Here is a 15,011-nt window from a genome sequence, read left to right as displayed (position 1 = left end):
GTTTTCGACAATCCTTGTACTAATGACTTAGCCATATACCTAGTTTAAAAATTTCGTGCAGTAGACTTTTCAATCGTTATATGTCGCCGGTTGCTAGATAACATATAAAAATGGAACGAGAAAAACGGTATTACTACCTTTTCACGTTCCATTGGGTCCATCTTCTTACTTCAATTGTTATTTCAACTTTAATTCAGCTAAATCGTGTTGTACAACATTATTTCCTTCCTGTGGATTAAAAGGAAATGTGCTTAGTCCAAAAACATTTGTCACCACGTCTTTATCATCCGGATGAATAACTCGTACCTCGTACACAAATGTTGAATTAGGTAGAGCTTGAGATAAAAACGTGCGAGCTTGGTTAGGTGGTAGAGTCTGTGTTCCCGGAGTTGACATCGGTAATTGTACTGGTGAACCTGTTGACCAATCAAACATCTGAACAGTTACTCTACGTGAATCATCAGGGTCAGCGTTCATTGCATCTACTACTAGAAATAGCGTATCAGAATGTCTACGTAATAGCCCTGTTGATAAGATATCTCTATCACTCATATTGATTCCCTCCTTTCAAAGTTATAAGGACAATATTTGTCCTCAGCATATCGTATGAAAGGAAAAGAATAGTGTATAGAACAAGAATGGAATTATTGAATAAACAAACTCTTTACTCAAAGACTCTAGTTTGGAAAAGGTGGAAGATTACTATTTTGATAAGCTGAGTGATGAACTACGTGTTTCCTCTTTTTCTTTTATAAAAACTACTCCCAATAAACCAATTATAGAAAAAATAACTGGTATGATGAAACCATACTGATACCCAAGCTTTATGTTTCCAGAACTAGCTTGAAAGTAATCTAATATATTCCCTAAAATACTTGGCAGTAAAACTGCACTTAAAAACCCACCTGTATTTGCAAAACCAGAGACAATTCCTGCTTCTTTTGTTGCAAAAGATTTTCGTACAAGTGCAAATGTTAACGCACTTGATCCATAACCGTAACCAATTAAAAAGAATTGAATTACTAATATATAAAATGGAGGAGTTCCTTTAAATACAAGAAAGGTAGTCCAACTCGCCAATGTAACCACATGGACTACTGCATACGGATGTTTAATTTTCCCAATCAAGCTTGAAATCCAACTAGTTAGAGGTGCACCAAGAAGTGCTCCGATAAGACCAATCATAATAAGCTGACTTGCACCTGACCTTGTCATTTCATAAATATCCATTCCGTAAGGCACTGCAAATGAACTTATAAACCCAACGTATGCACCCACAACTCCAAAATGACATAAAAATAAAGCCCATGCCTGGCGATTGGAAAAAATTCTACTAACTACTCCTAATGTTTTTTCAGGTTCCATATTATCTTTTACTGATAAAGAGTTAGTCAAGGGCAGTTTTGCCGGCTTTTTTACTAGTACGTAATAAAGGAGAAGTCCACATAAGCATAACAGTATTCCTGCAGTAAGAAATGCTCCCCTCCATCCAAGCAAATCAATCCAACTAGAAAATGGAACTGTAGCTAAAAGGAATCCAAGGCTTCCTGTCATTCCAGCTAATCCAATTAAACGTACAAATTCCTTACCTGTAAACCAGTGCCCCAGAATTAGCATCATGTTTACCCAGATTGTAGCATCTCCAATACCAGTCAGTATCCTTCCCAAAAATAGGACAAACTCATGTGTACCCAGGCTATATACGATTGTTCCTATACCAGTTAGTCCCGCACCTATAATCAGAAAAAAGTTTGGCCCATATCGATCAGCTAATATCCCCATTGGGATTTGCAAACCTGTATATACAAAAAATTGTATACTTGTTAGTAACCCAATTGTTGCCGCACTAACTTGAAAGTCCGTCATGATTTGGTCCGTTATTAATCCAGGAGCCGTCCGTTGGCTAGCCATCAGTAAATACGTAAACAGAACAGAAGCAAATACAACCCATCTAAACGTACTAGTTTGTTTGTCCAATAGTCTCTACTCCCGATATTTTTACTCTTATGTATATGTATAATTGTATTTGTAGAAACCCATTTTAGGTTTAAAATTAAATTAACTACGAATTTTTCAAAGGAAAGCCATAGCATGCAAAATAGTCATAGATGTATAAAATCTATGCACTATAATGAAAAATAATGGTTAGCTTAGCCGTCTTTTATATTAATAAAGCATCCGAGAAGGAGATACAAATGAGAGCACCAAAATTAATTTACCCACTTATTTTTCTGCTTTTTCTGATGGTTATAGTGGGAGCTACTAAAACCATTTCAAAAGATGCAGTTACTATACAAGATCAAAAACGTATAATACCTACTTCAGTAACAAAATCTACCACTGTTCCAGCTTTTATACAAAAAATAAATAATAAACAGCCTGTTACCATTATCGCTTATGGTGATTCCATTACTTGGGGATATATACGAGACGCCTCAAGCGGTAAAGTAAAACAGGTGAAAAATCCTTATCCTAAAGTGCTTGAAAAAGAACTAAGAAAGAAGTATGGCTATAATGAAATAACAGTGATTAATAAAGGGCATCCTGGATGGACTACTATTCAGGCACTAGAATTTGTAGAAAAAGAGGTTCTTTCTTATCACCCTGATTTAGTGATTTCTATGTTTGGAATAAATGATGCTAGAGGTCATGTCAAGTATTCTCCTAATGCGTCACCAAACTCAGTTGATGATTTCAAAGAAAACTATCAGGAATTAGTAAAAGTCCTTAAAGCAAATGGATTAGATACTGTAATCCTTACTGCAACAACCATCACAAGCAAGAAAAACAATGCGCATACCGCTCAAGAAGATTATTCTAGAGCTGTTAAATCAGTAGCACAGGAAGAAAATATCCCATATATTAATGGATCAACAATCTCAATTAAAGGGAATCTATATGACGGAGTTCATTTTAAAGCGGATAAATATCGTTTAATAGCAGAAAAGGTAATGAGTGGTTTTTTTGATACATATTAACGATGACAAAAGACCTCACCATAATAACAGTGAGGTCGATTAATTTAATACATTCACGATCTTCCATACAATTGTTGCTATAAAAAGTGATTGTCCAATCCCAAAAAGAATTCCAGTTAGAAACCGAACACCATTTGTGCTCTTCCTCAAGCCCCATTTTTGTGTAAATCCATCAACCAATAGCGGAATTGTCATAATGATTGGAATCCATATAGGAACCACCAGACTAACCACCAAAGCAATCGGTGTAAACAGATAACCAAGAAGCATAGCAAAGCATCTTGCACAAATTGGCATTGGTTTACCTTTAATATGGAAGCATCTATCAGGAATGCGATGGCATGGGATTGTCATCATGATTTCCTTCATTATTTTCCTCCTCTTAGCTGTATCCGTTAATTTGGGCTACAGTCACAGTCAAAACCTTTATCTCCGTCACAATCACAATCCATTTTTTTCATGGAAGAAAAATCTGGACAATTTAATGAGGCAGCATTACAGTCGAGACAGTCCATACTCCCCTTTTCTTTCTTTTGATTTCTTTTTCGATAAAACAAAACTAAGAAAATGAATAGGATAAAACCTGAACCCACTAGAATACTTCCCACTAAATAGGATGATTGCACGAGCAGAATGACTCCTGACAAAACTAGAATTAGCAGTAACGTTAATCCAATAAAAAACATATTGCCCTCCAATATCGTGTTTACAGATATTCCTATTTTAATACAATTAGTAGATAAATAGATATCCTGTTTTTTTGGAGAGAAGTTACTGTTGGAAAAAACCCAAATCGGATGTAATCTCTTCATCGAAATTTGGGTAATAATTTTCTATATGTCTGCTATCTATTAACTAACCATTTAAAAAATGAAAAATGTAAAACTAGAAAGTAGATAAGAAATGGGTAACTCAAAGCTGAATACCAGATATTCCACTCATTATATTTAATAAATCCAAATTCATTTGAAATAATCTCAAATGTAATAGCAAGACTAGTAAAGCATACTATATGTATTACCTTCCATTTTACTGATTTCTCATATGGGAAGGAGTTCAATATGATAACATTTGTAGCATAATATAAAACAACCTGCCCTATTAAAGCAGGTATTTGTATTCCAGGCTGATCAAGTACATATAATTTGTATTTTACGGCTAATATGGTATCAACAAAAAGTCCGAATAAAGTAGCAAACAAGGAAGTTGCATAAATCTCATAAGGTTTCATCTTTTTAGGCATTATATATGCTACTAACGCAAATAGAAAACTTGATATTGATACAAAAATAGTCACTGGTTCCATTTACCAATCTCCCATAATGGATCGCTTAACCCTCTTTTTTACATCTAACCTCTAAAGAGTAATATTCCCAAAAAGAAGAAAAATTATGAACAAACACAAAAAAGACCTAAACTTATTCAGCTTCGGCCTCGATTACATTTTATGTAACTGTTATTCATTTTTAAAGTATGTTAATTAACACTAAATCTCGCTTAAAGGATCTCATCCTCTATATTTTATTGCTAACCCCTTTAAAAAGTTTCTAGCAAAATTATCTCCGCATTCTTTATAATTCTTATGTCCTTCTTTTCTTAGTAATGCTCCTAGTTCTGCCTTAGAGACCCTTAGGTCTGCAAGTTTGAATACATCCAGCATGTCTTCTGTAGTTAATTCAAGTGCTATTTTTGTTTTCTTTAACAGAAGATTATTAACGTTAGCACCTTTCGTTAGGGGCTGATCTGGTGTAGTTGGCTGTCCTGGTCTTGGCTCTTGTCTTCCTCTTTTATAAATGATTAATCCATTTAAAAAAGCATCTAGCATATTGTTATTACATTTTATTTGGTTGTCATTTTCTTCTTCATCAATATCTGTCTTTACGAGTATCTTTACCACATCAGGTACTGATACATCCATCCCACCAAGCTTAAATATCTCTGCCACTTCTTTATTTTTTAATTCCAACGCATATCTCAAGCGAATTAATATATCGTTATTATCCAAAAGGAAACCTCCTATTTTAAAAAATGCTTTGTCACAACAAGTATTTGGCACTTATTTCAGTCTATCTTAATTTTTATTTCACAACAACTTCAACAGTTGCTAAGGTGATAATGTTAGTACTCACAACTACTACTCAACATAAAAAACGTTTGAACTCATAACCTCCAGACAATACAATCTACCACCATAAGCACAGCCACCATCAATTCCAATAATATTATTATCGCCAAAGTATACTTGATTCATTTCGTGCAGATATTTGGTAGGAGTATGTCCAAAAACAACGGTCTTTTCTCCCTTGTATCCCTTATGGAACTCATCGCGAATCCAAACTAAAGTATGAGGTTCCGTTGACTCAATTGGTGTTTCTGGATGTACCCCTGCATGAACAAAGATGTGGGTGTCAGTTTCATAGTAATATGGGAACTCCTTAAGTATTTCAATATGCGCGCGTATATCATCATTCATTTGAATAGGCTCGGGCATTTCGTCGGTCGTATACCAATAGTTTGCATCATCCTTCTCGATACTATAATGGTAATTTTGTAGCGTTTTAATTCCACCATTGTAGTACCATCTTTTCAAGTTCATAGGATCACCATTAAAAGCATCCATCATCATCTTTTCATGATTACCAATTAAGGCAATTGCTCCCTCATTCCTTAGCTGGATGACTTTATCCAAAACATCTCTCGAACGTGGTCCCCTATCAACAAAATCACCTAATAACAGAAGCTGGTCTTTTACTCCGTCATAGTGAACTAATTCCAAAAGTCTCTCGAATTTTTCTAGATCTCCATGAATATCGCTTATAGCAAGCATTCGTTTCAACTCATTCACGTCCTTATGTACACACTAATATTTATATTTATCATTCTACCATTTTTATATTTTACCAAACAGGTAATATACTTACTCCACACAACCCTCCACCTTGAATATGGTAAAATAGTATAATACTAGAAAAAGGGAGTTTATCAAATGGAAGAAGCTATTGTTGAGATTGCTAATTTAAGAAAAAGCTATGGTGGCAAAACAGTTCTCCAGGGGGTTTCTTTTAAAGTGAACAAAGGAGAAATCATTGGTTACATCGGACCAAACGGTGCTGGAAAAAGCACAACGGTAAAAATTTTGCTAGGAATTGAAGATGACTATCAAGGTAAAGTAAGCCTCTTTGGCAGCGATATCTCAGACGGAGATATCGAATATAAAAGAAAAGTCGGATACGTTCCAGAGATAGCTGATGTCTATGATAATCTAACTGGTCAAGAGTACTTAACCTTTATCGGAGAATTATACGGTCTAGACTACGACCATGCTGACTATAAAGCCAAGAGTCTTATGGAGCTCTTTGGTATTGGTGAAGTATATCAATCACGAATTGCTTCGTATTCAAAAGGAATGCGTCAAAAACTGTTAATCATTTCAAGTTTATTACATAATCCGGAACTCCTCTTTTTTGACGAACCAATCAACGGACTTGATGCGAATAGTGTGATGGTTTTTAAGGAAATTATGGCTCAGCTGGCACAGCAGGGTAAAACTATTTTTTATTCGTCACATATTATGGATGTTGTCGAAAAGATCAGCAGCCGCATTATTCTTTTACATGACGGATTGATTGCTGCAGATGGTACCTTTGAGGAATTAAGGCTGCAAAACCAGGAAGGCTCTTTGGAAGAGATTTTCAATCAGTTGACTGGATTCAATGAGCATACAGAAATTGCAGCACGTTTTGTATCGATTGTCGGTGAGGTGTAATATGCAGGATTTCCCTTCTTTAAAACTGTTAGATCGGTTTGAAAAGATATTCTCGCGTTTTGGTATTGATTATAAAATGATGAGAAAGATTCTTCAGGCTAAGCTTGTTATGGACAGGCGCCGAGTGCCGACAATCTTCTCGCAAAATAATAACAAGTCTAAGCAAGATAAAAACCATTATATGTTATCCCTATGGATTTATGTTCTGTTTGGACTCTTTTTGATTCCTTTTACAGTCTTTGGGGACAATTTTCTTTTTCAGATGAGTCTTGTGTATGGGATGATTATCTTTTTCGTCACAACCTCCATGATTTCCGACTTTTCCTCGGTGCTCCTTGATATCCGTGACAGCAATATTCTCTATCCTAAACCAATTGACAGAAAAACCATTAGCGCTGCGAAGCTAACACATATTGTTATTTATCTATCCTTAATGACGATTGCTTTGGCCGGTCCCCCACTTATTGCTGGATTAGTTAAAAACGGTATTGTATTTTTTATTGTTGGGTTTCTTACTCTTATTTTGATAGACTTATTGATTGTTGCATTCACAGCATTACTGTACATGATGATTCTACGATTTTTTGATGGGGAAAAACTGAAGGATATAATCAATTATGTCCAAATCGGTTTATCTTTCGCGGTCATGATCGGCTACCAACTTCTTATTAGGTCATTTGAAATTGTTGATATAACGGTTACTATTGAGCCTGCTTGGTGGCATATCCTTGTAATCCCTATATGGTATGGAGTGATTATGGAGTTTGCTATGAACGGAAGCCTTCAGCCATTCTTTTTCGTTCTGGCTGGACTTGGAGTCATTGTGCCAATCTTATCTATTTGGATGTATGTAAGACTTACTCCTGCCTTTGAGAGAAATCTTCAGAAACTCACTCATCATAACAAAGGAAGAGCAAACAGGCGATTTAAAATGGGGGATGCGATTATTAGATTTATTTGTCCTTCCCATGAGGAAAGGGTATTCTATAACTTTTCCCGTTTGATGTTAAAAAACGAGAGGGATTTTAAGTTAAAGGTCTACCCATCTTTAGGCTTCTCGATCATCATCCCATTCATCTTTTTATTCACGTTCATGGATGAATTCAGTTGGAATTCCTTTACACGTATCAGGGAAGGCAGCTCTTATTTGAATGTTTATTTCAGTCTAATCATGATTCCTACTGTCCTCATAACAATTAAACACTCTGCAAAGTATAAGGGCGCATGGGTTTATAAACTTACACCATTAAAAAGCCTACATCCTGTATTTAGCGGAACAGTGAAGGCATTCATAGTGAATCTTTATTTGCCAGTTTATTTTCTTCTTTGTGCTGTTTTCGTGACTATTTACGGAATCCGAATTATCCCAGACTTGATTTTGGTTTTTATAAGTGCAGTAGTCTATACAATTGTTTGCTTTGCCATTTTAGAAAAGTCACTTCCTTTCTCTCAGTCGTTTGAAACTTATAGCCAGGGGAATGTATTCATCAATTTTCTATTAATGCTTCTAGCCGGACTTTTTGCAGGTCTGCATTATTTCAGCACACTCTTCCCATTCGGTCTATATATATATCTTGTCTTGGCCATTTCATGTGTAATTCTTATATGGAAGAGGGCCTTCCATATTGGATGGGAAAAGATAGAGTAGGGACGGTCCACGTCCCTACTTTTTAAACGCGAAAAAAAGAGCTCATACTTGAACTCTTTTTCGTCGGACGATTATCATTTTATTTCAAAACTATCAAGTAACACTCGCACTTCATCTGTTGATTTCGTGTTCATCAATTGATTTCTTAATTCAGCAGCACCAGGGAATCCTTTGACATAAATTTTGAAAAAGCGATGAAGCGCTGTGATTGAACGTGGCACTACTTCCGAATATTGATCTTGAAGATCTAGCTGAAGTCGTAAAAGATCCAGGTATTCTTCACTACTATGCTCTCTAGGCTCTTTTTCAAAAGCAAAAGGATTTTTAAAAATACCTCGCCCAATCATAACCCCGTCAATACCATATTTTTCAGCAAGTTGCAGTCCCGTTTGACGGTCGGGAATGTCTCCATTAATAGTAAGGAGCGTATTCGGTGCGATACGGTCACGCAATTCCTTAATTTCTGGAATTAGCTCCCAATGCGCGTCTACTTGGCTCATTTCCTTTCTGGTACGTAAATGAATAGAGAGGTTTGCTATATCCTGCTCTAAGATATGAGTTAGCCATTTCTTCCACTCATCTACTTCTGTATAGCCAAGACGTGTTTTTACGCTGACAGGTAGGCCACCGGCTTTTGCTGCTTGAATAAGTTCTGCAGCAACGTCTGGACGCAAAATAAGGCCACTACCTTTCCCTCTTGATGCCACATTAGGTACAGGGCACCCCATATTAATATCGATGCCTTTAAATCCCAGCTCAGCCATGCCAATACTCATTTGTCGGAAATATTCGGGTTTATCTCCCCAAATATGTGCCACCATTGGCTGTTCATCTTCTGTAAAAGTCAAACGTCCACGCACACTTTTCATTCCCTCCGGATGACAATAGCTATCCGAATTTGTAAACTCTGTAAAAAACACATCCGGTCTACCTGCTTTACTCACAACATGGCGAAAAACAACATCTGTCACATCTTCCATTGGAGCAAGTACAAAAAATGGCCGTGGTAAATCACGCCAAAAATTATCTATCATTTTCAAACTCAAATCCTCTCATTATGGGTAAAGATTTTATACACCATTAAGCGTTATATTCAAAAAGTCAAACTACTTTTATATCTACCATACAAACGTACTATTTATCATACAAAAACAACCTTTACTATAACAAATAATAAGCACAAAGAAAATCGGTAAGAAAAGGTAGTTGGGTGAGAAGATGCCTTCTCTTAATTTAAACTACAAAGGTGCCCGCCTCTTATGCAACTTCACAAGAGACAAGCACCATACTTTTTTAGCCTTTATTTTTATACAAAATGTCTTTTACAAATAGAGAAGGACCTTCGTTCGGAAGTCAGCATAGTTGTCGATATGAAAGTCTGCCTCTATATCCGGGTTTTCAAAGGCAACAGTTTTAATACCTAATTCCCTAGCTGGAATTAAATCTAGTTCGCGGTCTCCAATCACCAAATCAATTGGATAATCCTTAATTACATGTTGATAGGAAGCTGCATGTGGCTTACGTGTAAAACCTTCTTCCTCTACCGAAACAACCACCTTGAAATAATCTAATAGCTTGAATTTTTCCAGTAGAAATAGAGTAGACTCCTTGTCCCGGTGCGTGACGATAAAATTGTCATCGGCAACCTGTAAAACCTCTTCTACATGCTCAAACGGCTGACTGTCAAAGGAATACTTATTGTATAATTTCGTGTACTCCTCGCGCTTGCTTTCGTCAATTCCATAATGTTGAAAGGCCACCTTCGAGTTGACCTTGAGCCACTTCAGTACTTCATTCGGATCTAAATCTCTGCCGCTTAAATGGATAAAACCTTTTACAAGCGCTGGATAGGTGTTAAACAATGTTCCGTCAAAATCCCATAGAATATTAATGTGAATCCCTCTTTCTTTTACGTAATCCATTTGATAATAAAGAACTACCGATTGCCTAAGTTATACGTTTTTCCCTTTTATTATGTCTTATTTTATATTTGCTTCATCATGCTCTTCAATAAGTCTCACTACCTCAAGTTCTTTCAGAGTCTCATTCAATTTCAATGCTAAACTTTCAATTCCAAAGAATTCTGTAAAAGTATGACTCCCAATGATAAGATTTATCCCTTTAAACTGAGCATATTGAATCGTATACAAATTACATTCACCTGTAATGTATACATCACACTCATTTTCAACTGCTTCCTTAAGGCAAGCTGTTGGCGCACCATTACCACATACTAAACCCACTCGTTTTACCTTTTTATCATTAAACCTCCAAAATCTAACCGGTTCTTCAAGTAGATTTTCAATATCCTTCACTAACTCATTAAGCTCAATTGCTTTATGATATTCTGCGACTCTACCAAAATATAAACCTTCCCATTCATGAGTTCTTTTAACAATGTCTAAATTCAATTTATGTAATAAACTATCATTTGTTCCAAATTCACAGTCATCTAGTGGCAAGTGGTTATAATAGTGACTTATACCATACTCTGTTAGTTTCTCTAAACACGCCTCTCTTAATCCATATATTTCATCCCATGCATCATGGTGTGTCACCATCATATCAACTCCACGATTTCTTGCTTCCTCTATCGTTTCAAGTGTTAGGTTAACACAGTATCCAATTCTTTTAACCTTTTTATCAGTTTGGTATGTAATCCCAGATTCACTGGAATAGACTTCTTTATTTTTTATAGTAAAAAGACCATTTATACTTTCAACAATATGTGAAACATCCATTTACTTATCTCCTCAATTTCATCATATTTTGCTTCTGTTATCTCTTATCCATCTTATCACACCCATATATATCCTACACATAACAATGAGTTCTCCGTATACGTAGGATGTATGTGGCATACTTGGTTGATTGTAAATTTTACGCTTATTATTTAAAGCCTTTCCCTTTAAAAAGTTTCTTCTGCCATTAGGCATAAACTGTAGTTTTTTTAATAAAACTAGATTTAATAACTAGAAATCTATAATATAAATATTGAGAGAATTAACATAATTTAAAAGGAAGGATGAGTCATCCATGACACAAGATATAAGGCACCAATATTATAAAGAATTAATTGATTTAAAAGATGTAGAAGGTTTGGAAACTCAGATCCAAAGTTTACTAGATGCTCCGATTGAATCCGTTTCTGACCTAGAACAATGGTTAAAAGACGAGCAGAATTTAACAATTAAGATTATGGAGGCAATGACAGGGCACCAAGTAGACTTCTACCGAAATACGGAGGATTCAGAAATTAAGTCGACTTTTCTACACGACCAGCAAGTCATCCAACCACTTTTAATGAAGTATGAAGCAAAACTGAATGAGAAACTCTGTGAGTCTGCTTATTTTCATCAATTAGATGAAAAACGATATGGTTTAATGCGACGCATTCGCGAATCCAAAGTTAAATTGTTCAGAGAAGAAAACATTCCATTGATGGTAAAGGAACAAGAGCTCTCTACGAAGTATAGTGAAATCATGGGAGGCTTAACCGTTGAATGGGATGGCGAAGAAAAGCCTTTCCCATTTGTCCAATCTCAACTCGACAATCTAGACAGAGCAATACGAGAAAAAGCGTATCACAAAATGATATCTGCCTATCGTCAAATTAAGACCGATATGGATGCCATCATGGACGAACTCGTTCAACTCCGCCATCAGATTGCATTAAATGCAGGATTTGAAAATTATCGTGATTATATGTTTGTCGTGAAAAATCGTGAGTATAGTGTCCAAGATTGTTATGACTTTCATGAAAATGTAGAGAAACATATTATCCCTGCGTGGAATCGCCTTGCAGATGTGTTTAAATCGAAGCTCGGTGTCGATACATATCGCCCTTGGGATAATACGGCTAAATTGATGAAAAACCCACCTTACACAGAGGTGTCTGCTCTTATGGATGGAGTATCTGAAATGTTAGGGAAGACTGACACTTATTTTGCAGATCGTTTCGATTACATGAGAGAGCATGGATTACTCGACCTTGGAGACCGTAAAGGAAAAAGCCCAGGTGGTTTCTGTACTTCCTTACCTGTTTCAGGGGATACCTTTGTCTTCGCAAACTTTAGCCCATCCTTTTTCTCATTGATTGCATTAATTCATGAAATGGGTCATGCGCTAAATGGATACCTCGGGTTTGCTGAAAACGGGCCTATGGAAGAATACCAACTAAGAGCTGAAGTGGCTGAACTGTTTTCTCATGGGATGGAATTGCTCTTATTGGATAAACTCGATCTTTTTTATCCAGAAACAGAAGATTTTCATAATGCACAGCGTGAAGAGCTTAGACGTGCATTTACGATGTTATTCGGACCATTGTCAGGAGACCTCTTCCAGCATTGGATGTATACGAATCCTAATCACACTGCCAAAGAGCGTGATGAAAAGTATTTTGAAATCTCAAAACGTTATGGCTTAAATCCTGTCGATTCCTCTGGGCTTGAGGAGGAAATTGGGATGAGTTGGGTAGCAACCCTGCATTATTTCCAAGTACCTTTCTATAATATTGAATACTCCATCTCGATGCTTGGTGCTCTACAAATACTTGAGAACTATCACAACAACCCTGAGCAAGCTGTCGAACTCTATAAAAAGGGTGCAAGTGCGGACTACAATCAATCTATCGCAGCTATTTATAAAGAAACTGGGGTCAGTTTTGATTTTTCAGAGACGGCAGTTAAGCGGATGGGTGAATTCCTAGAAAAGTTAATTCAAGACATTCATTAACAAATTGGGAACAAGGTCAGTAGAAGACAATCTTAAGTCTTCCACACAAAGCAGGTACAACTAGTGAGATTTCTAGTTGTACCTTTCACTTTATTTCGCAGCCTTATTTTAAGAATCCTTGTTAAAATATTGACGTTGAAACATACACATTCTAATTGCATTATGATATTCGCCGTCAACAAAAAACTCGTCAATAAATTCTCCTTCAAAATGAAAACCGAGTTTATTATATATATGAATCGCTTTATCGTTAGACTTATCCACGATTAAATATAATTTATTCATGTTTAATACAGAAAAAGCATAGTCCATTGCTAGATATGTTGCCGCCTTTGCATATCCATGTCCTTGATGATTCGGGTTAATAATAATTTGGAATTCAGCCCTACGATGGATATAATCTATCTCTACTAATTCAACAAGCCCTACCATTTCAGTTCCTTTTTGTACAATAAATCTTCTTTCACCTTGATCATGAATATGTTTATCATATAAATCCTGCAATTCTACAAACGATTCATATGGCTCCTCAAACCAATAGGACATGATGTTTGCATTAATATTTAACTTATGGACAAAACCTAAGTCCTCTCTTTCTAGTGGTCTTAATTTTACATCACTCATTTCTATCCATCCTCCTATTCCTGCATTTAATCAGAGGTTTACCCGTTAGGATATCGTTCCCACTTTTGATACTAACTATTTAACAGTAGGTACTAGTGTTTTTATAAAATTGTCCTACTTTTTTCCACAGCAGGATAAACTCAAAAAAAAGAGCCAATCCTTTTAGGATATTTGGCTCCTTGGTATTATTTCTGAACAAGCTTAGAGACACTATTACATGGCTTAAATAGTAATTGCAGACTATTTCTATGACCAATTATGCGACCACTTATACGTAGCTTGAGTAGTGTTTGCAGCAATAGTGTTTACCTCACTTATACGGTTCACCATATCGCTTATACGGCAGCAAAACTTTTTTGCATTAAACATCAATCATGTTGCTGTTACTCAAATGTTACTTCTTCTCCATACCCTATTACCACTACCTCGGTTCTTTGATGTTTTGATAAGTAATCTTTTATTTCATTATCTTTCTCAATCATATTTCCTACAACAGGAAATGCTTGTAACAATTTATCTAAAGTTTCTTTTGACGAGGCTGAGTTTTCACTAGGAAATGTATGACTTGGGATTACATATTTAACATCTAATAACTGTTCTACTGCATATGCTGCTTCTTTTGGACCCATTGTAAATTGACCCGAAGAAGAAAGGATCGCAATTGATGGTTGGTACAAATCTTGAATTAATTTCATATCAGTCATAATCATTGTATCACCAGAATGATACAACGTATGGACATCCTCAAAATCTAATACATAACCCGCTGATTCTCCTGCATAAATGGGATTACCCTCCAATTCGCCGTAGCTAGATGAATGACGAGCAGGTACCATCGTAGCTTTTACATCACCAAAATCAAACGATCCGCCAAAATTCAAAGGATAAACGTTATCAAAACCTTTTTGACCTAGAATCAAGGCTAATTCATATTGTGCTAATATTAAACAGCTCGAATTAGCTTTTCTTAATTTTCCAAGTCCGCTTGTATGATCAAAATGCCCATGTGTTAATAATACACCTTTAATCTTAGACAAAAATTCTTCTGTTTGATACTCACTTGGACAACCTGGATTCATTTCAAAAAATGGGTCGACTAAATATTGATTTCCTTTTTTAGTTGTAAATACATACATCGCATGACCTAAACGTAATATTTTCATAAAAGCCCCCTTTAAAATTTATTAAACTTACATATTTATGTATATTTAACTCTTTAAATTTTCATGATGTCTATTAAATACAATGAATCTAAGAGATG

At 35.8% G+C, this 15,011-nt stretch carries 15 protein-coding genes; 4 read left to right on the top strand and 11 right to left on the bottom strand.

Translation table 11 applies throughout. From position 1 onward, the window contains the following. Positions 1-177 precede the first annotated feature (177 nt). Positions 178-552, bottom strand: a complete 375-nt coding sequence (locus tag AB3M96_RS07805; protein WP_412967022.1) for a hypothetical protein — start codon at positions 550-552, stop codon at positions 178-180. A gap of 150 nt (positions 553-702) precedes the next feature. Continuing rightward, positions 703-1,977, bottom strand: coding sequence for an MFS transporter (locus AB3M96_RS07800; protein WP_412967021.1), 1,275 nt, complete (start codon positions 1,975-1,977; stop codon positions 703-705). 218 nt (positions 1,978-2,195) lie between these two features. On the opposite strand from AB3M96_RS07800, the gene AB3M96_RS07795 reads away from it, so the two are divergent. After that, entirely contained in the window at positions 2,196-2,978 is a 783-nt protein-coding gene (locus AB3M96_RS07795) for an SGNH/GDSL hydrolase family protein (protein ID WP_412967020.1), read from the top strand. A gap of 39 nt (positions 2,979-3,017) precedes the next feature. On the opposite strand, the gene AB3M96_RS07790 is transcribed toward AB3M96_RS07795, so the two are convergent. From AB3M96_RS07790 to AB3M96_RS07775, 4 genes are all read right to left on the bottom strand, one after another. After that, positions 3,018-3,347, bottom strand: a complete 330-nt coding sequence (locus AB3M96_RS07790) for a DUF2085 domain-containing protein (RefSeq protein WP_412967019.1) — start codon at positions 3,345-3,347, stop codon at positions 3,018-3,020. A gap of 475 nt (positions 3,348-3,822) precedes the next feature. Continuing rightward, a complete protein-coding gene (locus AB3M96_RS07785) occupies positions 3,823-4,284 on the bottom strand; it encodes a CBO0543 family protein (RefSeq protein WP_412967018.1) in 462 nt (153 codons plus the stop codon). A gap of 201 nt (positions 4,285-4,485) precedes the next feature. Beyond that, positions 4,486-4,983 carry a YehS family protein gene (locus AB3M96_RS07780; protein WP_412967017.1) on the bottom strand — a complete coding sequence of 166 codons (498 nt, stop codon included), beginning with the start codon at positions 4,981-4,983 and terminating at the stop codon, positions 4,486-4,488. Positions 4,984-5,112: 129 nt separating this feature from the next. Further along, entirely contained in the window at positions 5,113-5,814 is a 702-nt protein-coding gene (locus tag AB3M96_RS07775; RefSeq protein WP_412967154.1) for a metallophosphoesterase family protein, read from the bottom strand. 150 nt (positions 5,815-5,964) lie between these two features. Here AB3M96_RS07775 and AB3M96_RS07770 point away from each other — a divergent pair, with 150 nt between their 5' ends. Together AB3M96_RS07770 and AB3M96_RS07765 are read left to right on the top strand one after the other, a co-directional pair. Beyond that, a complete protein-coding gene (locus AB3M96_RS07770) occupies positions 5,965-6,744 on the top strand; it encodes an ABC transporter ATP-binding protein (RefSeq protein WP_412967016.1) in 780 nt (259 codons plus the stop codon). Between the two features lies 1 nt (position 6,745). After that, complete coding sequence (locus AB3M96_RS07765) at positions 6,746-8,392, top strand: hypothetical protein (protein ID WP_412967015.1); 1,647 nt, start codon at positions 6,746-6,748, stop codon at positions 8,390-8,392. A 74-nt stretch (positions 8,393-8,466) separates the two neighbouring features. On the opposite strand, the gene AB3M96_RS07760 is transcribed toward AB3M96_RS07765, so the two are convergent. The 3 genes from AB3M96_RS07760 to AB3M96_RS07750 form a co-directional block, all read right to left on the bottom strand. Beyond that, positions 8,467-9,426, bottom strand: coding sequence for a tRNA dihydrouridine synthase (locus tag AB3M96_RS07760; RefSeq protein WP_412967153.1), 960 nt, complete (start codon positions 9,424-9,426; stop codon positions 8,467-8,469). 288 nt (positions 9,427-9,714) lie between these two features. After that, a complete protein-coding gene (locus AB3M96_RS07755) occupies positions 9,715-10,314 on the bottom strand; it encodes an HAD-IA family hydrolase (RefSeq protein ID WP_412967014.1) in 600 nt (199 codons plus the stop codon). A 57-nt stretch (positions 10,315-10,371) separates the two neighbouring features. Beyond that, the gene (locus tag AB3M96_RS07750; protein WP_412967013.1) at positions 10,372-11,133 is read right to left on the bottom strand and encodes a Nif3-like dinuclear metal center hexameric protein; all 762 of its coding nucleotides are present in this window, start codon (positions 11,131-11,133) and stop codon (positions 10,372-10,374) included. 295 nt (positions 11,134-11,428) lie between these two features. Here AB3M96_RS07750 and AB3M96_RS07745 point away from each other — a divergent pair, with 295 nt between their 5' ends. Next, complete coding sequence (locus AB3M96_RS07745; RefSeq protein ID WP_412967012.1) at positions 11,429-13,126, top strand: M3 family oligoendopeptidase; 1,698 nt, start codon at positions 11,429-11,431, stop codon at positions 13,124-13,126. A gap of 108 nt (positions 13,127-13,234) precedes the next feature. On the opposite strand, the gene speG is transcribed toward AB3M96_RS07745, so the two are convergent. Then, entirely contained in the window at positions 13,235-13,750 is a 516-nt protein-coding gene (gene speG / locus AB3M96_RS07740; RefSeq protein ID WP_412967011.1) for a spermidine N1-acetyltransferase, read from the bottom strand. A gap of 383 nt (positions 13,751-14,133) precedes the next feature. Further along, the gene (locus tag AB3M96_RS07735) at positions 14,134-14,913 is read right to left on the bottom strand and encodes a metal-dependent hydrolase (protein WP_412967010.1); all 780 of its coding nucleotides are present in this window, start codon (positions 14,911-14,913) and stop codon (positions 14,134-14,136) included. Positions 14,914-15,011 lie beyond the last annotated feature (98 nt).

This window comes from Ferdinandcohnia jepli, from assembly GCF_047246645.1.
Lineage (GTDB): Bacteria > Bacillota > Bacilli > Bacillales > Bacillaceae_L > Ferdinandcohnia.
The sequence above is the reverse complement of the archived record's forward strand: the minus strand, read 5'-3'. Positions and strand labels throughout refer to the sequence as shown.

What these genes read in the sequence shown, in the direction of transcription:
- AB3M96_RS07795 (WP_412967020.1), top strand. Translation starts at nt 2,196, where the DNA reads ATGAGAGCACCAAAATTAATTTACCCACTTATTTTTCTGCTTTTTCTG.
- AB3M96_RS07790 (WP_412967019.1), bottom strand. Translation starts at nt 3,347, where the DNA reads ATGAAGGAAATCATGATGACAATCCCATGCCATCGCATTCCTGATAGA.
- AB3M96_RS07770 (WP_412967016.1), top strand. Translation starts at nt 5,965, where the DNA reads ATGGAAGAAGCTATTGTTGAGATTGCTAATTTAAGAAAAAGCTATGGT.
- speG (WP_412967011.1), bottom strand. Translation starts at nt 13,750, where the DNA reads ATGAGTGATGTAAAATTAAGACCACTAGAAAGAGAGGACTTAGGTTTT.
- AB3M96_RS07750 (WP_412967013.1), bottom strand. Translation starts at nt 11,133, where the DNA reads ATGGATGTTTCACATATTGTTGAAAGTATAAATGGTCTTTTTACTATA.
- AB3M96_RS07745 (WP_412967012.1), top strand. Translation starts at nt 11,429, where the DNA reads ATGACACAAGATATAAGGCACCAATATTATAAAGAATTAATTGATTTA.
- AB3M96_RS07760 (WP_412967153.1), bottom strand. Translation starts at nt 9,426, where the DNA reads ATGATAGATAATTTTTGGCGTGATTTACCACGGCCATTTTTTGTACTT.
- AB3M96_RS07755 (WP_412967014.1), bottom strand. Translation starts at nt 10,314, where the DNA reads ATGGATTACGTAAAAGAAAGAGGGATTCACATTAATATTCTATGGGAT.
- AB3M96_RS07735 (WP_412967010.1), bottom strand. Translation starts at nt 14,913, where the DNA reads ATGAAAATATTACGTTTAGGTCATGCGATGTATGTATTTACAACTAAA.
- AB3M96_RS07765 (WP_412967015.1), top strand. Translation starts at nt 6,746, where the DNA reads ATGCAGGATTTCCCTTCTTTAAAACTGTTAGATCGGTTTGAAAAGATA.
- AB3M96_RS07805 (WP_412967022.1), bottom strand. Translation starts at nt 552, where the DNA reads ATGAGTGATAGAGATATCTTATCAACAGGGCTATTACGTAGACATTCT.
- AB3M96_RS07785 (WP_412967018.1), bottom strand. Translation starts at nt 4,284, where the DNA reads ATGGAACCAGTGACTATTTTTGTATCAATATCAAGTTTTCTATTTGCG.